The organism is Sporosarcina jeotgali, from assembly GCF_033304595.1.
Taxonomy (GTDB): domain Bacteria; phylum Bacillota; class Bacilli; order Bacillales_A; family Planococcaceae; genus Sporosarcina; species Sporosarcina jeotgali.
In genome coordinates this window covers 1,732,706-1,750,294 of the sequence record NZ_CP116341.1, presented here as the reverse complement: position 1 = coordinate 1,750,294, position 17,589 = coordinate 1,732,706, and the positions used below count along the sequence as shown (strand labels likewise).

Genomic DNA, 17,589 nt, shown 5'->3' with positions numbered 1-17,589 from the left:
ATGCCCTTCCGATTTTTTTTGGAAGGGCATTTTGTTCATTTTCTTTTCTGGATATAACAGTCCTTAGGAAGTTCTTTCGACCAAGGCATCAGATGATCGATTTGTAATTTGTCATTCATATCAAGCTGTGGAAGTTCTTCGAAAAGAAATTGCAGATAAAGAAATGGATTTAAGTTGTTCTCTTTGGCCGTCTCTACGAGACTATAAGCGATTGCGCTGGATTTCGCTCCAGTCGTCGAAACAGCGAACAGCCAATTCTTTCTTCCAATGACAAATGGTTTGATCGATCTTTCGGCACGATTGTTGTCGATTTCGATGCGCCCATCTTTCATAAAGGTCGTCAGTTTTTGCCATTGATTCAAGGAATACGTGATCGCACCGCCGGTTGCTGATTTGGGCGCAATGATTTCTTTCTGTTCCGTTAGCCAGACCAAATAAGCATCCAGCACAGGCTGACTGTCTTGTTGTCTAATTTTTAGGCGCTCTTCTGGATTTTTATCCTTGATCTTACGCTCAATCGCAAATAATTGATTACAGAAAGCAAGCCCCTTCTTCGCAATCGTCGAACGGTTCGAATCTGACGACGCACCTTTAGTTGCCTTGAGGGCTTCATCAAATTTCCGGCGTGCGTGCGCCCAACACCCCGAAAGTTCGACATTTTCCAGGGATTCATAACCCGCATACCCATCGACATGCAGATATCCCGTGAACCCGCTCAAGAACTTCTGTGGATTTTCTTTCGCGCGATTCGGACGGTAATCGAAGAGAACCATCGGTTTCTTTGAACTACCACTCGTGCGATAGAGCCACATGTAGGACTTGGATTGTGCCGACTTACCCGGCTCATCCAGTACTTGTACGCTGGTTTCATCAGCGTGAAGTAAGTCTTCCTGCATCAATTGCCGATGAAGGCACTCATAGACTGGAGTCAACCACCGTGTTGTGGCCGAGATCACCCAATTTGAGAGCGTCTGTCGATTCAACGGAATCCCCATGCGTTCCAGCTGCTTTTCTTGGCGATAAAGAGGCAGACCATCCGCAAACTTTTGGGTCATGATAAAGGCAATCGCTGAAGGAGAAGCCAATCCCTTCGGGATGACTGGATTCGGCATCTTTGCCTTCACGATCGGCGTCGTGATTGAATGGTTCTCGCAATGACGGCAACTGTAAATGTGCTGTATATGTTCGACGACCTTCACTTGTGCCGGTACAATCTTCAACTCTTGTCGAGTTTGAATACTCATTTCGTGGAGTTCGTGATCGCACGCCAAACAGACCTTCTCTTCGTCCAAAAGGTCATAATGAATGGTTTCAACCGGAAGATTCTTAAGTTTTTCTGCACGGTCGCCGACTTTTTTGCGTGCATAGCTAATCGTCTCCATTGTAGGTTCTGCCAACAAGACAGACGCAGAAACTTCAGCCTCGTTAAAGAGTGGAAGCGACAACTGATTGTCATCGGTCTTCTCACTCGATGAACCGAACCGTTTCTGCTGAGCCAGTTTAAACTGTTCTTCGTACCATTGCAGCTTCAATTCCAAGGTCTTCATCTTGTTCTCCAGCTGCGCGTTCTTTTTCTCAAGCTCTTCAATTGTGGGTGAGGTGTTTCCGTCCAGTGTTTTCATAGGTCTTAGAATAGCATAAATCTGCACGCTCTAATAGTATCTAAATAATTTTTTTCGCTGCCACAGAAGGATGCGCCTGGCGTTGGTTCAGTGGAAGACCATCAAGTAGCCAGTTCAACTGTCTGGATGTGATGGGAAGTGGTTGGCTAGAGCCAAAGTCTGGCCAATCAAACAATCCTTTTTCCAGCCGACGGTAATAGAGCCAAAAGCCATTGTGATCCCAAAATAAGATCTTGAGTTTGTCTTTCTTCCGATTACAGAACACAAAGAGCGCGTGAGAGAACGGGTCAAGTTCAAAAAGCTCTTGAACAATGACAGCCAGCCCATCGATTGATTTCCGAAGGTCAGTCGGTCCAGCAGCTAAATAGACCTGTTCGACTGTCCGCCCATTCATCATAGTTCTTCAAGTGTCCGAAGGACCCTGAGTAACAATTCGTCCTGGAAGCCACTCAATACTTCGATTTCTACATTTTTTATCTTTAGTGTAATAGAAGCACTTGAAGGTTCCTCGACCACGCAGGGAATCCAAGCAGTTTCTTGTGATTCGGCGGATACTGGCGACTGCTTCCGTAACCAGTATTTCATTGTGTAGATCTTAATTTCTTTCTTCTCGCACCACTCAATTAAGGATTCTCCACTTTGTCGATAGTCTTTTATTTGGTCTATCCAGTACAATTCTTTCTCTTTTCTTTTCAAAAAAACCCCTCCCAGAATTTAAATCTGGAAAGAGTATCTCATGCAAAACCTTCTATTAGTATGTGTTAGCTATTGGACGCTTACCGGAAGAAGTTGCTAATCAAATTCTCTTGTGGAAACAAGAAATCAATCACGAAGTGTATTAACTGCATATTTTCTCAGTTACGATGGTAAAAGAAGAGGCTGGGACATAACCAGTCAAATTGAAACAAAAAGCGAGTGTTCACCGATTTTTGGTGAACACTCGCTTTTTTTCTTGTATTCTTTCCATTTGTTGATGCGTGAATGTTGTTTATGGCCGTGTATTTCCTCAAATTCACGGCCATGAATGCGAAGCCCATTTCATTTTTCACCTTCTCATTTCCCCTCACAGAGAAACGAGTGAACGCCAAATTCGCCTTCAGAAATCCAAAAACTGGTTCTACGTCGATTTTCCGTTGACCGTAGAGTGAACCTGTTTTCTCTTCTGAAAGCTTCGCTCGAATGATTGTTTTATGCATTTCCCATTTTTCATTGATATATAATTTCCGGTTGTTGCCTTCATGCGCTTTCGTACAAAGGGAGCGCAATGGACAATCGGAACAATCATCACTTTCATATACTTTGTATTCGCGTGTGAATCCGTATTTGTCGGTACGTTTTGAAAAATAGCTAAATCCTAGCCTACGGCCATTCGGACAAGTGTAGGAATCTGCATCCTCATCATAAGCCCAATTCATTGTGTTGAACGGATCTTCTTTGTATTTCTTTGTCTTTTCTTTCCGATACTGATTGTAGGTGATTAATGGGGTACGCTTTCTGTTTTCAAGGATATCTCCATAGTTCTGTTCACTGCCATAACCAGCATCTGCGACGATGTACTCCGGCAGCTCGAAGTAGTCTTTCTCGATGAGATTAAGAAACGGGATGAGTGTTCGTGTATCTGTTGGGTTTGGGTAGATATCGTAAGCTAGCGCATACTGTCCTTCTGTTGCTACTTGTACATTGTAGCCTGCCTTGAGCTGACCATTCCTCATATGATCCTCCTTCATCCTCATGAAGGTGGCGTCATAATCCGTCTTGGAATAGCTGTTACGGTCTCCGAAAATTTCCATGTGAATCCGATATTTTTCTTTACGTTGTAAAAAATCCTGGAACTTTTTCCGATACTGTTTTGGTTCCTTACGTTGCGACCGGAGCTCTTTTCGAACTTCTGTATCTTCACTTTCTTCAATTTTTTCATCGTAGATCTGTACCGTATCTTCCAGCTTGTTGAGGATGTTGGACAGGTCGTTCGTGGTAAGTTCGTCCGAACTTTCTCGTTCGATTTCCGGAATGATGTTCTTTGCCAAAAGTTCCTCATACATCTGATTTGATTTTTCCATCAGGCTCGCACTGTATCTTTCAACGGCTTTGCGCCAAACAAACGTATACTTATTCGCATTCGCTTCGAGCTTCGTTCCGTCTATGAAGATGGCTTCTTCATCAATTTGCTTTTCTTCGACAAGTCGGCAGCGGAACTGCACAAAGCATTGACGTAGAAGTTCTTTCACTTCGGGGTGAACCCGAAAGCGATTAATCGTGCGATAAGTTGGTTCGTATCCCTGAGCTAGCCACATCATCCGGACACTATCTTTCAATAGCCCTTCAATCTTCCTACCGGAAAACACAGATTGTGTGTAAGCGCAGAGCAAAACCTTCATCATCATGCGTGGGTGATAGGCGGGACAGCCAGTTTCACGCAAAAAGCCTGTGAAGGCTTCTCCAGGGATCGACTCCACGAGCTCATTCACAGCGTAGGCAATATCATCTTTCTGTAACTTCATTTCCATATCGAGCGGCAAAATTAATTGATTCATGGTATACTTTTTAAACATAGGAAGACCTCCTTAAATGGTTTGTGGTGAATCTATTTTAACAGAGTGTCTTCCTATTTTCCTATCTAAAATTCCAAAAGAACGAATCCCCAGGTTAATTCCTTAGGATTCGTTCTTTTTTATTTTACTATATCAGTTGTTAGCAACTATTTTTAGACCATCAGAGTGTACCGGAGCAGAAAAAGGCCGACTCCTGTGGGATTTAGCGCGAATGTTGAGACCCCGCAGGAAGCGATAGCGTACGAGGAGGCTCAAGCGCGCCCCGCGGAAAGCGTGCCTTTTGGAGCGCAGGGGAACGGACTATATTTTAGTTTTGTCCCAGCCTCTATTTTTGTATCTAATTTTAACCCTAATTTTAACAGGTACAGAACGATTGATAGCTCTCCGGAATGTTTTCTAATCCCGATCTTTTGAGTATCCCCTGATAGAAAGGGGGGAATTCACATAGGCTATTGACAATAAATTTAAAAGAGATTATTATTTTAAATGGGAATGATTATCATTATCATTTTCAATGTGAGCAACGTTTGAAATAATAACAATTACAAAGGAGAATCACAAATTGAAAAAATTACTGCTTCCTTTCATTGTCATGTGTGTACTCATTATTAGTGCCTGTGGCAATAGCACAAAGAATCAGCCGGCAGGGGATTCAAATAAAAAGGACGAAAGTGAAACAATTACATATCAATCTGAGAATGGACCTATTGAAGTACCTGCTCACCCAAAAAGAGTAGTAGTGTTAACTGGTAATGCAGGCGACTTAATTTCTTTTGGCATCAATATCGTAGGGGTGGACGAATGGTCTAAAGGAAGCCCTCTATTTAAGGATCAACTAAAAGATGTTACAACTGTTTCAGATGAGGATTTAGAAAAAATTATTGAATTAAAACCGGATTTAATAATTAGAGACAGTGATAATAATAACTTGGATAGGATGAAAAAGATTGCCCCAACCGTTACCTATACATATAATAAAGTTGATTATTTGACGCAGCATTTAGAAATTGGTAAATTGGTAAACAAAGAAAAAGAAGCTCAAGACTGGATCGATGACTTCAAAAAACGTGCAATGACTGCAGGGAAAGAAATTAAAGCAAAAGTCGGCGAAAATTCAACTGTGACAGTAATGGAAAGTTACGATAAGGATATAGGGATTCTTGGAAATAGCTGGGGAAGAGGTACAGAGGTACTTTATCAAGCAATGGGGATGGAAATGCCTGAAAAAGTAAAAGAAATGACTAGTAAAGAAGGATACTACATGATTTCATCTGAAGTATTGCCTGACTATGTTGGAGACTACTTGGTTGTGAGTCAATACAATGACCAAGATAATTCCTATCAAGAGACAGAACTTTATAAAGAAATGCCGGCAGTGAAGAACGGCCATGTAATCGAAGTGGATGGAAGTGCATTTATGTTTAACGATGCCATGACGTTAGATTACCAGCTGAACTATTTTAAAGAACAATTTTTAAAGTAAGCTGAATTGAATAAACCTGATGTTTTCTAGGGTTCCGCAGCAATTAGTTGGTCTGGACCGAGAGAAAACTCATAGCTATTTAGCTATGTCACGGAGGGATAAAAGCCCGGGAGATACTGTTTAACAGTATTCTCCCGGTTTTTTTTATATGAAAATAGTAAAGAGGTGTTCTTTAATGAATCGAAACTGGATCAAGGTATTCATTGCAGCATTTTTGGAGGTTTTTTGGGTAATTGGTTTAACTCATGCATTTAACTTTTGGACATGGACAGGAACATTTATCCTTATTGTCGTTAGCAATTACTTGATGATTACAGCAGCGCAGGTACTGCCAGCTGGGACGGTCTACGCCGTTTTTGTAGGATTGGGTACAGCGGGCACTGTCATTGCAGGATTATTTTCTTTGGTGAAGTATTCAAGTGGGGGAAAATTATTTTAATAACCACATTATTAATCGGAGTCATTGGATTGAAAGTAGTCACAACTGAGAACGTGAAGACAGGAGGTGAATCCTGATGGCATGGTTTGCGTTAGTATTGGCTGGTTTGCTGGAGACGTTTGGTATTGCAATGATCAATCAACTATCTGTAAAACGCAATTGGCGTACAGTTTCTTTATTAATTTTAGGATTTGGTTCCAGTCTGGCCTTACTCAGTTATTCATTGAGATTTATCCCTATGGGAACAGGCTATGCCGTATGGACTGGAATTGGAGTTGTCGGCGGTGCTTTAATTGGTATGTTATTTTTCGGTGAATCAAAAGATTGGAGAAGGATGGTTTTTATAGCGATTGTTTTATCATCAGCAATTGGACTTAAACTAATTGGATAGATTAGAAAGATATGCGTAAATGAGGTCTTTTTAATAATAAAATCGCGCCAGTTAACAAATCTTTCTAAATTCATTGAAAACGTTTAGAATAGGTATATAAGGGGAGTGAATTCTATTGAACTATAATGGCACTTGGGATTTAGAAAGTATATTTAAGGGCGGAACGCAATCAGAGGAAGTGCAAACTCAACTGGCATCGGTTAAAGAAGATATTGCACGATACGCAGATCAGTTGAAAGCATGGGATAGCGATTCGGGTACCGATGCTTCTGCTTTGCAGCAACTATTAAAACAACAAGAGGTAATCGGTAATAGCTTAGGCCAGGTGGGTACATTCATTAATATGTGGCATGATGCTTTCATGAATGATGAACATGCCAGTGTGGTTAAAGGCCAAGTGATGGAACTTAGAAGCGAAATACAGCAACTGTCAACAATCTTCACTAAAAAACTGGTAGCAATTTCAGATAATCATTGGAGTAACCTTCTGAACGATGCTTCCTTGAAGGAAATTAGTTTCTCATTAGATGAGATCCGCGAGCAAGGCAAGCGTTTATTGTCTGAAGATGAAGAGAAACTGATTGCGAAATTAAATAAAGACGGTATTGCGGCTTGGAGCGATTTGTATAATACCGTTGGCTCCATTATGACAGTACCCTTTACAGATAAAGACGGCAAAACAACTGAATTATCTATCGGTCAAGCGATGAACAAAATGTATGCTGATCCTGATGCAGCTGTGCGTGCTGAGCTTTTTGAAGACTGGGAAAAAGTCTGGTCTAAGAATGGACCTGTTTTTGCAGATATTCTTAACCATTTAGCAGGTTACCGATTAACATTGCAAGATGCTCACGGACGTAAAGGCCATTTAGAGGAACCGCTTGAATATAACCGAATGACAGAAGAAACGTTAAGAGCGATGTGGTCAGCTGTCGACGCGCAGAAACAAACGTTTCTTGATTACTTAGCACAAAAGGCGACTTTGTTGGGCATGGATAAGCTGGGCTGGCAAGACGTGGATGCACCCGTTGCATTAGGGAATACGAAACCAACTCGTTTTACTTATGATGAAGCGTGTGATTTTATAATTGAAAATTTCACTTCGTTTGGTCCGAAACTGACGGACTTTACAAAACATGCGCTTGAAAACCGCTGGGTGGAAGCAGAAGATCGTGCGAATAAACGTCCGGGAGGGTATTGCACAAGCTTACCTGAATTTAAGGAATCCCGTATTTTCATGACATTCACAGGCTCACCGAGTGATACCAGCACATTAGCACATGAATTGGGACATGCTTTTCACAGTCACGTCATGAATGATCTGCCGGAACTAAATCAAGGGTATGCCATGAATGTAGCCGAAACTGCCAGCACCTTTGCTGAAACGATTATTGCGGATGCAACGGTAAAAAATGCTGCGACGGATGAGGAAAAAGTATCGCTTCTTGCGAATAAATTAGAAGGTGCAACAGCGATGTTTTTAAATATTCGTGCTCGCTTCTTATTTGAGGATAGCTTTTACACAGAACGTGCAAAAGGAATTGTATCAGAAAAACGCTTGAATGAATTGATGGTTGATGCTCAAAAAGAAGCATTTGGGGATACGTTATCCTCTTATCACCCGCATTTCTGGGCAGCCAAGTTACACTTCTTTATAGATCGTGTGCCGTTCTATAATTTCCCGTATACATTTGGTTATTTATTCAGCCTGGGTATTTACGCGGAATACTTGAAACATCCAGAAGGATTTGAAGAGAAGTATATTGCGTTACTGCGAGATACCGGGTCAATGAAAGTTGAAGACCTGGCAAAGAAACATTTAGATGTAGATGTAACTAAGGAAGATTTCTGGGCAGCTGGGATTGAGCTTGTAGGAAAAGATGTAGAAGAATTTGTTGAATTGACAACTAAATTACAGAATTGAAAATTAAAAAGGTACTTATCGCATTTTTTTATAAAATGAGGTAAGTACCTTTTTATAATGACTGATTCCGATTCAATTGGACGATTATTGCAGGTTGAAAATGCGTAATGATTTTATGTATAGTAGACAAAGGATTTATAGTATTTTAACGTCTGTTAAGTTGGAAGAATCTTGATGTTTTTTCGGATAAAGGAGAGAGTCAATGTGGAAGTCGTCTATATTGCAGGTGGCTGTTTATGGGGTGTGCAAGCTTTTATAAAGACGTTACCCGGCGTGGTGTTTACAGAAGCGGGAAGAGCGAACGGAACCAGTCATACACTTGAGGGTGACTACGATGGATACGCGGAATGTGTAAAAACAGAATTTGATCCGGCAGTTGTAACAATTGAAGAGTTAATGGGCTATCTATTTGAAATCATTGATCCGTACAGTCTGAATCAGCAGGGTGAGGATGTTGGTGAGAAATATAGAACAGGCGTATATAGTGAGGACTTTAAACATTTAGAAGAAGCGAAAACATTCCTTAATGAACGAGATGATTATAATCGTATAGTTGTAGAAGTCATGCCTCTTACGAACTTTGTAAGGAGTGCGGAAGAACATCAAGACAGGTTAGATAGATGTCCAAATGATTATTGTCATATCTCACAGGAACTATTAAGCAAGTACAAGTAAAATCGGAGTTTATAAATGAAAAGTGATTGTCAATAAGGTTTGATTCACCTGTAAATTAAAAGCCTGATTTCCTCGTTTTAGATATGGAGGGATCAGGCTTTTTATATCGCGGAATCACTGTTATGAAGTATGGCACATTCTACTTGCCGAATTTATAGATGTTCACTGAAGTGACTAGCAGGTTATGTCAATAGTTATTCTTTTATCAAAATATACAGCGTCTCTAAGTCTTTTTTGCTTAAAATCCGAGGGACTGGATAGAGCGGATTCGCTTCTTTGTACGCCCGTTCCACCATTAATGGAATGTCTGATGTTAAAATCCCGGTAATCGTTTCAGGTATGTCCATCTGCTTATTCATTTGCTTTAAGGCTTCAATGAATTTCTTGCATTTAACTTCCTCAGTATCGCTTGAATCTGTGATGCCTGCAATATCTGCAAGCTCTGCGAGCGGTTTGTGTACTGCGTCTCCGTAATATTCAAGCACGTGAGGCATAATGACTGCATTTGCGAGCCCGTGCGGAACATTATAGAATCCGCCGAGAGTGTGCGCTATGGCATGGATATAGCCAACGTACGCACGAGTAAAAGCTCTTCCTGCCAGGAAGGAAGCACGCTGCATATTGGCGCGGGCTTGGATATTCTTTCCGTTGTGATAAACTTCATGGAGATTGTCGAAAATCAATTTCGTTGCTTCTTGACTCCACTGCTTTGTTTGTCGTGTATTGCTCCTTCCGATATACGCTTCAACTGCATGGGTGAGTGCGTCCATTCCGGTTGTGGACGTAATATGTTTTGGGAGATTAACAGTTAACAGCGGGTCCATAATTGCAAAGTGCGGGGTTAGAACAGGATCGTTGATGGCATACTTTTCATGGGTTTCGCTGTTAGAGACAACTGAAACAATTGTCGTTTCACTCCCAGTTCCTGCAGTCGTTGGGATTGCAAAAAAAGGTGGAATTGCTTTTCTTACTTTCAGTTGACCTTTCATTTGTGCAAGTGTTTTCCCTGGCTGAGCTGCTCGGGCAGCAACTCCTTTTGCACAATCCATTGGAGAACCGCCGCCAAACGCAATAATCCCTTCACACCCCGAAGACTTATAGAGTGTTAGAGCTTCTTCAATGTTTTCAATTGTTGGATTCGGAACGGTTTTATCATACACAACGTACTGAATCTCACATTTTTTGAATCCTTCTAACAAAGAGTCCATTAGTCCGAGCCGTGAAATACCTGCGTCTGTAACGATGAGCACATTTCCAATCGATTGACGTTGTAATAAGGCTGGTAATTCTTCCAAACTGTTTTCGCCTTCTAACAACAGAGGGTGACGCCAAGGAAGAAATTGCGCGACTGTTTTGTAGGCAAATTGATAGGTTCTGCAGTATAGAGAGTACACGGGTAAACTCCTTTCATTTTTCATTTCAGTGCCTTACTAATTTACCGTGAGCGAGTCAGCTTGTTCAATGAAGAGATATGAACAGGTAACTGCAATTATGCAACAATAAAAATTAGAATAATCTGTAAAACGTGGTGACTAATCTTTTCGTTGAATAAAAAATTCTCGAATAAAAGCCCCAAGACCAGTAGCGGTTAGAATGATGACGATTGTATTTAAAAGACGTACAAATAAGAAAGGGGAAAAAATAGCTTGCACGCTGCTTGTTAGAATGATTGCAGTGAAAAGACCAGCACCTGTAATGATTTGTTTTTGTACTTTTTTCATCTGCCAGCCTCCTTTACACTTATTGTAATCGAACAGGCTGCCCATTACTATGAGATAAAAAAGGGGAAAAGAGTTGAAGTAAAAGTGTGGCTCTATCCTGATTGGAGTAATCGTTATTGGTTTGGGATTTACACTAACAAGCTATAGGATTATACCTGGTAATCTTATATATATATAAGGACATGCTTATATGGTAATGTAGAAGTATAGGAGGGAGATCAGATGGAAGATTTACAATTAGTAGACATAAATAGAGGTTCACGGATTCTAAAGCTGCTTGGAGATCCGACACGGTTGACCATGATGAAATTACTGCAATCCCATGATTGCTGTGTCTGTGAATTTGTGTCGATTTTCAGTATAAGTCAGCCAGCAATCAGTCAACACATTCGAAAACTAAAAGATGCGAGATTAGTAAATGAAGAAAGAAGGGGACAGTGGGTTTTTTACTCACTCCAAAAAAATCATCCAGATTATTCTTTTGTAACGGCTGTACTGGATCAACTGCCTGATCAGAACAGACTCGTTTCGGAATTGGAAGCGCAAGGATTGCGTATTTCCTGTACATAAGGAGGAAAACTTGTTTTGGGTTCAACATTTATTGCAGTTAGTATTTTTGTGTTAACATTAGTTTTTGTAATTTGGCAGCCTAAAAACTTGTCAATCGGCTGGTCCGCTTGTGCCGGGGCAGTTTTAGCGTTACTTTTTGGTGTAGTGGATTTCGGAGACGTGGCGGATGTGACGGGAATTGTATGGAACGCAACGCTAGCTTTTGTCGCAATCATTATTATTTCTCTGATTTTAGATGAAATCGGATTCTTCGAATGGGCTGCCTTGCACATGGCTCGAATTGCTAAAGGAAGCGGCGTCAGGCTATTCATCTATGTCAGTATTCTTGGAGCACTTGTTGCTGCGCTGTTTGCTAATGATGGCGCTGCTCTCATTTTGACGCCAATTGTTCTTTCAATGGTGAGGAATCTGAACTTCAGCGAAAAGATGATTTTTCCATTCATTATCGCGAGTGGTTTCATCGCGGATACAACATCTTTGCCGCTTGTGGTCAGCAACTTGGTTAATATCGTTTCTGCTGACTTTTTCGGGATTGGATTTGTTGAATATGCATCCAGGATGATTGTGCCGAATCTGTTCGCACTTGCTGCGAGTATCATCGTCCTATTTCTGTTTTTCAGAAAGAGCATTCCTGGAAAATATGAGGTATCACAACTGAAGAAGCCTGCAGATGCTATAAAAGATCATACGATGTTCCGGCTGTCATGGGCAGTCCTTGCCATCTTACTCGCTGGGTATTTCGCAAGCGAATTTATACAGATTCCAGTGTCGTTTATCGCAGGGATTGTAGCTGTTTTCTTCCTCTTAATGGCAAGAAGAAGCGCTGCCGTGGAGACGATTCAAGTGGTGAAAGGCGCCCCTTGGGCAATCGTATTCTTTTCAGTCGGCATGTATGTCGTCGTATACGGATTAAAAAATGTGGGAATGACAAATCTGCTCTCTGACGTAATACAACTTGCTGCAAATCAGGGTCTTTTTGTTGCAACACTGTCCATGGGCTTCATCGCTGCGATTTTATCTTCCGTTATGAATAACATGCCAACAGTTATGATCGATGCGTTGGCTATAGCAGAGACGAGCACGACAGGTACAATTCGGGAAGCGCTGATCTATGCCAACGTAATCGGTTCCGATTTAGGTCCGAAAATCACGCCGATCGGTTCCTTGGCAACGCTGCTCTGGCTGCATGTTTTGTCTCAAAAAGGCGTCAAGATCAGTTGGGGAACGTATATGAAGGTTGGCATTGTCTTAACGATTCCAACACTATTCCTAACGCTTCTAGGGTTATATTTCTGGCTGCTCGTTAGTTAAGAAAAAACGGACTGCTCTGGAGTGTCATGCTACGACATTCCAGAACAGCCCGCTTTTTCATTTCTATTATTGTTTGTGAATCGCTTTATATACTTCTGCTGCGAATTCAGCGACGTATCCGCTTCCGCCATTATCCTCTACATTTTCAATCATCATCGCAAGGATAAATGATGGGTTGTTCGAATTGTAACTTACAAAGAATCCGTTTTCCTGACCGCGGCCTTCTGCAGAAGTTTTCAATTCGGCGGTTCCTGTTTTACCTGAAATAGGGATGTCAGGAATATTAGCAGCTTGTGCAAAGCCATCCACTACGACACTTCGTAAATCTTTTTTTAATTCATCTGCATTTTCTTGACTCAGAATTCCTTCTTTCCATACTTGCTGCGTTTTATCATCTAGCAATAACGTAGGTTTATACATAATTCCATTCGTTAGGATCGGTTCATAGATCGTCGCCAGATGTAAAATATTCGCTAACATTTGTCCTTGTCCGAAGGAAGTATCAGCCAGTTGACCTTCAGAAGCAATCTTTCCGTCATTCGAAATTTGTGAAGGGGAAATGTTGAGCATAAATGGAATTTCTTCTCCAAAACCAAATTTAGTTAAACCGGTGACGAAATCTTCCTTGCCGATAGCAAGTGCTTGCTGCGCAAAGTAAATATTGTCGGAATAGATCAGCGCATTTTTTAAATTGAGCGGATTCGGTGCTTCCGGATGGAGTCGGGAAACGCGGTACGCTCCCCAAGATGAATCTTTTTGCCAAGTTTGTCCTGTTATGGACAGCCCCTGTGCTGGTTTTAAGGTTCCTTTTTCCAATCCGATTGCCGCTGTAATGGGTTTCAATGATGACCCAGGTGCGTAAGCCGCTGCAAAACGGTTGAAAAGGGGTTTCAGGGGATCTTCTGATAGTTTTTTATAACGATCTCCGCTAATTCCTAACATGAATTCTGCAGGGTCGAAACTAGGGGAGCTGACAAGCGCCAGTGTTTCACCGGTTTGTGGATCCACCGCTGCACCAGTTCCTGGTTCACTCTTCATGGATGTGAAAATCTTTTTTTGGAGCTCTGCATCGATGGTCAACGTAATATTTTCTCCATTTACAGCTTCAGTTTCGACTACTTTTTGCAGTACAGCACCTGTTTCAGGCCCTTTAATATAGATCCCGATTCCATCTTTTCCCCTCAAACGTTCCTCTAGAATACGTTCGAGTCCTTGCCGGCCGATTAAATCGGTTTCCTTATAGCCTTCATCTTTGTGCTTTTCCAGTAATTCCGCGGTCATTTTCCCGATGTATCCGGTTAAATGGGCGGCTGATTCACCGTATGGATATTCTCGCATTTCAGTCTCTTGATAAGTAATTCCAGGTATTGTGAGAAGTTTGTCCAGCAGTGCCTGATTATTTTTGGCAACCGGAGCGATGGGGACGAAATAATCAGGCTGTACCCAACTTTGGTTTAGCTGTTTATCGATAAATTCGACTGTCGTGTTCAGAAGTGCAGCAAGCTCACTCTTTTTTGTTTCGTCCGTAAACTTACCCGGAACGATACCAGCTTCATAGCCCGTGCCATTCACAGCAAGTGGATTCCCATTACGGTCAAAGAGTTTGCCGCGTTTTGCGGACATCGTAGAAATTTGAATCTTATCTTTTTCCGTCAATTTTGGAAGAATAAATGACGGATCCCATTCAGTATACCAATTGTCCGTATCCTCATGAGTCTCGTAGTTCCATGTAAGCTCTTTTTCAAATTCAATTGGACCGGCTATTGTGTCCATTGTAATTTTAATAGGGAATACCGCGGGTTCTTCTTCTTTCCATTCTGTTTCTTCTTTCGCCTTCTTGTACGTGACTTTCAGATTTTTAATCCCTAAGTCTTTTGCTAATTTCTTTTGTCGATCTACAAATTCATCTGCATCGTACATTTTTGTTGTATCCGAAGTTAAAAAATCGGTGTACATCTTAGAGAATTTACTTTCATTCCAATTATTAACGTACGCTTCTACTCGATCTGCAGGCGTTTCTTTCTCTGTGCATCCTGATAAAAGAATTGAAACGATTAAAAATGAACCTATACATAACAGTTTTTTCAAAAGAATGACCTCCTCTATCCCTATGCATTAGTAAGTTTGTCTATTTATTCATTATATCCATCGTACTAGAACATACCCATAAATTAAATAACAAATTGGAATGTTATATCTAGAAAGAAGTTAAGCAAGCTGATTTTTGTACTCTAACTCTCGTTAGCGATACGATAATAACATAAATACAATCGGAATCGTTCCGAACAGAGAGGAGAAGGACATATGAAATACAATTTTGATACAGTAATCGATCGTATGAAATCATCAAGCGTTAAATGGGATGGAGCAGAAGGGTTGTTTGGTGAAAAAGATTTGCTGCCGCTTTGGGTTGCAGATATGGATTTCAAAGTACCTGACGAAGTGTCCAAAGCTGTTGCTGATAAGGCTGCTCATGGCATTTTCGGTTATACTATACGCGAAGAAAGTTATTACCAGTCAATTATTGATTGGATGAAAACCCGTCATAACTGGGCGGTTGAAAAAGAATGGATTTGTCACAGTCCGGGAGTTGTGACTGCATTAAGTTTAGCTGTTCAAGCATTTACAGAACCTGGTGATAAAGTAATCGTCCAGCCGCCTGTCTACTATCCGTTTATGAAAGTGACAGAAACGAATAATCGGGAAGTCGTTTACAACCCGCTCGTAAACAATAATGGCACTTATGAAATGGACTTTGACGACTTAGTTTCAAAAATCGATGAGTCCGTAAAAGTTCTCATGCTTTGCAATCCTCATAACCCCGGTGGATTTGTTTGGAAAAAAGAAGAGTTGCAGCGGCTCGGCGATATTTGTATGAAGTATGGAATTATCGTCATTTCTGATGAGATCCATTCCGACCTAGTATTCCGGAAGGGAAGTCATATCCCATTTGCATCGATTTCGGAACAATTTGCACAGCGTAGTATTACGTGTACAGCGCCAAGTAAAACGTTTAATTTAGCAGGATTGCAAACATCTAATATCATCATTCCAAATGAAGAGCTGCGTGAGAAATTTTCAGCTGAAACGGATCGGAATTCAATTGGCATGCCTAATTCGTTTGGACCTGTCGCAACAGAAGCAGCTTATTCACATGGCGTCCAATGGCTTGATGAGGTATTGGAGTATGTAGCAGGAAACTTGAAGTATGTGACAGAGTACTTCGCAGAACATATTCCTGCACTGAAAGTTCTGCCGCTCGAAGCAACGTATTTGGCATGGATTGACTGCCGCGGTCTCGGTATGACACCTGAAGAGCTCGAAACATTCTTCCTATCAAAAGCGCATGTAGCACTGAACCAAGGAAAAGCATTCGGTCCTGGCGGTGAAGGATTTGTCCGCATGAACCTGGCCTGCTCTAGATCCATCATAGAAAAAGCAGCACAACAAATTAAAGAAGCAGTTGATTCGCTGCCTTCATAAGTAAATGTGAATAGTTGGAAAATTGGATTGCTAAACGGAACCTCTTTGGATAGAATTGTCTGAAGAGGTTCCTTTTTGCGTGGATTGAAGGGATGTCCAAATATGTGAATAGGATTGTTATGAAATGGAGTGGAACGTTTGGCACTATTTAATTATACATTTTTTATACTCGCAGCCCTTCTATCATTATTTGTGATTGTGAAAAAAATGAACGCTGATTTTCTAACCAAATATTTGCTTTTTGTCCTTATTAATTCATTTTTCATTTATTTAATTTTCGATGAAAAGATTGCACTTATCGTAATACTCATATGTTCGATTGGGCTGATTTTCAATTTGAACTATCCTTTTACCAAGAAAACCACTCTAATTCTCATTGTCAGTGTGATACTTGGCATATTACGTGTCCCTGTGTCATCCATAGAATTTGACAGTTATCTAAAAGATACTTATAGCATTGAATGTTTAGGGAATGAATGCGTGAGAGTAGAAAAAGTGATAAATGATGAGGATATGAAGTTAGAAGCGAACAAAGAACAGATTCAGGGTTATGCATTTAACTGGTATTACGTTTTTTCTGCAGGTGAAATTAAGCTGAACGAGAAATCATTCAGAGCGATTAACATTATGGGATTCTGGTTTCCTTTAACCACTCCAACTAGTGCAACTAACTGAAGATAGGTTAACTGCAATTTGCTCTTTGTCGCTTTTATTGAGTTCACATATGCTTATCAACCAACCATTATTGAGAAGTCATTGGAATATTAGAAATGCCAGGCTACTGTTGTGCAGCATGCATATACTGGAGAATTAATGAAGATCTGATATCCGATTAATGAATTGTTTGCTGATAGTGTAACTGGTAAAAAAATCTTTAAAACAGAGGTGGACAACATGCAGATTGCTATTCGAACTATGGAACCAGATGATATTCAGCAAGTTCAGGAAACGGCAAAATTAAGCTGGAATGCAACCTATGAAGGAATCATACCGGCAGATGTTCAAGAGCGATTTTTAACAGGCGCCTACAGTGATGAAATGATGCTGCGCCGGATGGAACACAGTTTGATGCTTGTTGCAGAAAAGAATGAACAGATTGTGGGATTCGCGAATTTTTCATTTGTATCGGATTCAGAAGTTTCAGAGTTAGCTGCAATTTACCTTCACCCAGAACATCAAGGAAATGGAGCAGGAACTGCCTTACTGCAAGAAGGGATCTCGCGACTGAAAAGTGCAGAAAAAATTCATATCACTGTTGAAAGAGAAAACTTAATAGGAAAGTCCTTCTATGATGCGAAAGGGTTCAAAACAATTGAAGAGTTTGAAGAGGATTTTGATGGTCATACGCTGCAATCGATTCGAATGGTTTTGACAGTATAATTCATTGCATTTTTGATTCGTAGAAAAATCATAATGGC

At 40.9% G+C, this 17,589-nt stretch carries 16 protein-coding genes, 1 pseudogene and 1 riboswitch; of the genes and pseudogenes, 10 read left to right on the top strand and 7 right to left on the bottom strand.

Annotated features, from left to right (window positions below; translation table 11 throughout):
• Nucleotides 1-35 precede the first annotated feature (35 nt).
• From tnpC to PGH26_RS08570, 4 genes are all read right to left on the bottom strand, one after another.
• Nucleotides 36-1,622: an IS66 family transposase gene (gene tnpC / locus PGH26_RS08585; RefSeq protein WP_323693489.1), complete on the bottom strand. Its 1,587-nt coding sequence runs from the start codon at nucleotides 1,620-1,622 to the stop codon at nucleotides 36-38.
• Between the two features lie 40 nt (nucleotides 1,623-1,662).
• Nucleotides 1,663-2,016 carry an IS66 family insertion sequence element accessory protein TnpB gene (tnpB, locus tag PGH26_RS08580; protein ID WP_323690673.1) on the bottom strand — a complete coding sequence of 118 codons (354 nt, stop codon included), beginning with the start codon at nucleotides 2,014-2,016 and terminating at the stop codon, nucleotides 1,663-1,665.
• On the bottom strand, nucleotides 2,016-2,318 hold the full coding sequence (tnpA, locus tag PGH26_RS08575; protein ID WP_323690672.1) for an IS66 family insertion sequence element accessory protein TnpA: 303 nt from the start codon (nucleotides 2,316-2,318) through the stop codon (nucleotides 2,016-2,018). The genes tnpB and tnpA overlap by 1 nt, the downstream gene beginning before the upstream one ends.
• Nucleotides 2,319-2,476: 158 nt before the next feature.
• Complete coding sequence (locus PGH26_RS08570; RefSeq protein WP_323690671.1) at nucleotides 2,477-4,174, bottom strand: IS1182 family transposase; 1,698 nt, start codon at nucleotides 4,172-4,174, stop codon at nucleotides 2,477-2,479.
• 562 nt (nucleotides 4,175-4,736) lie between these two features.
• Between PGH26_RS08570 and PGH26_RS08565 the strand changes: the two genes are divergently transcribed.
• The 5 genes and pseudogenes from PGH26_RS08565 to PGH26_RS08545 all read left to right on the top strand — a co-directional run bounded on the left by PGH26_RS08565 (nucleotide 4,737) and on the right by PGH26_RS08545 (nucleotide 9,086).
• On the top strand, nucleotides 4,737-5,657 hold the full coding sequence (locus PGH26_RS08565) for an iron-hydroxamate ABC transporter substrate-binding protein (RefSeq protein ID WP_323690670.1): 921 nt from the start codon (nucleotides 4,737-4,739) through the stop codon (nucleotides 5,655-5,657).
• A 15-nt stretch (nucleotides 5,658-5,672) separates the two neighbouring features.
• Nucleotides 5,673-5,772: riboswitch (guanidine-I (ykkC/yxkD leader) on the top strand.
• Nucleotides 5,773-5,832: 60 nt separating this feature from the next.
• Nucleotides 5,833-6,173: pseudogene (locus PGH26_RS08560) on the top strand (DMT family transporter).
• Complete coding sequence (locus PGH26_RS08555) at nucleotides 6,173-6,487, top strand: DMT family transporter (RefSeq protein WP_323690669.1); 315 nt, start codon at nucleotides 6,173-6,175, stop codon at nucleotides 6,485-6,487. Before PGH26_RS08560 ends, PGH26_RS08555 begins: the two are co-directional and overlap by 1 nt.
• A 115-nt stretch (nucleotides 6,488-6,602) precedes the next feature.
• On the top strand, nucleotides 6,603-8,411 hold the full coding sequence (locus PGH26_RS08550; protein WP_323690668.1) for a M3 family oligoendopeptidase: 1,809 nt from the start codon (nucleotides 6,603-6,605) through the stop codon (nucleotides 8,409-8,411).
• A 204-nt stretch (nucleotides 8,412-8,615) separates the two neighbouring features.
• Nucleotides 8,616-9,086 (top strand): peptide-methionine (S)-S-oxide reductase, encoded by a 471-nt coding sequence (locus PGH26_RS08545; protein WP_323690667.1) that lies wholly within the window; start codon nucleotides 8,616-8,618, stop codon nucleotides 9,084-9,086.
• Nucleotides 9,087-9,280: 194 nt separating this feature from the next.
• On the opposite strand, the gene PGH26_RS08540 is transcribed toward PGH26_RS08545, so the two are convergent.
• Nucleotides 9,281-10,480, bottom strand: a complete 1,200-nt coding sequence (locus PGH26_RS08540; protein ID WP_323690666.1) for an iron-containing alcohol dehydrogenase — start codon at nucleotides 10,478-10,480, stop codon at nucleotides 9,281-9,283.
• A gap of 138 nt (nucleotides 10,481-10,618) precedes the next feature.
• Nucleotides 10,619-10,807 carry a hypothetical protein gene (locus tag PGH26_RS08535; protein WP_323690665.1) on the bottom strand — a complete coding sequence of 63 codons (189 nt, stop codon included), beginning with the start codon at nucleotides 10,805-10,807 and terminating at the stop codon, nucleotides 10,619-10,621.
• 222 nt (nucleotides 10,808-11,029) lie between these two features.
• On the opposite strand from PGH26_RS08535, the gene PGH26_RS08530 reads away from it, so the two are divergent.
• Together PGH26_RS08530 and PGH26_RS08525 are read left to right on the top strand one after the other, a co-directional pair.
• On the top strand, nucleotides 11,030-11,377 hold the full coding sequence (locus tag PGH26_RS08530) for an ArsR/SmtB family transcription factor (RefSeq protein WP_323690664.1): 348 nt from the start codon (nucleotides 11,030-11,032) through the stop codon (nucleotides 11,375-11,377).
• A gap of 15 nt (nucleotides 11,378-11,392) precedes the next feature.
• Nucleotides 11,393-12,688, top strand: coding sequence for an arsenic transporter (locus PGH26_RS08525; RefSeq protein ID WP_323690663.1), 1,296 nt, complete (start codon nucleotides 11,393-11,395; stop codon nucleotides 12,686-12,688).
• 66 nt (nucleotides 12,689-12,754) lie between these two features.
• On the opposite strand, the gene PGH26_RS08520 is transcribed toward PGH26_RS08525, so the two are convergent.
• Nucleotides 12,755-14,776 carry a penicillin-binding transpeptidase domain-containing protein gene (locus tag PGH26_RS08520; protein WP_323690662.1) on the bottom strand — a complete coding sequence of 674 codons (2,022 nt, stop codon included), beginning with the start codon at nucleotides 14,774-14,776 and terminating at the stop codon, nucleotides 12,755-12,757.
• 216 nt (nucleotides 14,777-14,992) lie between these two features.
• Here PGH26_RS08520 and PGH26_RS08515 point away from each other — a divergent pair, with 216 nt between their 5' ends.
• The 3 genes from PGH26_RS08515 (at nucleotide 14,993) to PGH26_RS08505 (ending at nucleotide 17,551) form a co-directional block, all read left to right on the top strand.
• Complete coding sequence (locus PGH26_RS08515) at nucleotides 14,993-16,171, top strand: MalY/PatB family protein (RefSeq protein WP_323690661.1); 1,179 nt, start codon at nucleotides 14,993-14,995, stop codon at nucleotides 16,169-16,171.
• 138 nt (nucleotides 16,172-16,309) lie between these two features.
• Nucleotides 16,310-16,846, top strand: a complete 537-nt coding sequence (locus tag PGH26_RS08510) for a hypothetical protein (RefSeq protein WP_323690660.1) — start codon at nucleotides 16,310-16,312, stop codon at nucleotides 16,844-16,846.
• 219 nt (nucleotides 16,847-17,065) lie between these two features.
• The gene (locus tag PGH26_RS08505) at nucleotides 17,066-17,551 is read left to right on the top strand and encodes a GNAT family N-acetyltransferase (RefSeq protein WP_323690659.1); all 486 of its coding nucleotides are present in this window, start codon (nucleotides 17,066-17,068) and stop codon (nucleotides 17,549-17,551) included.
• Nucleotides 17,552-17,589: the final 38 nt, after the last annotated feature.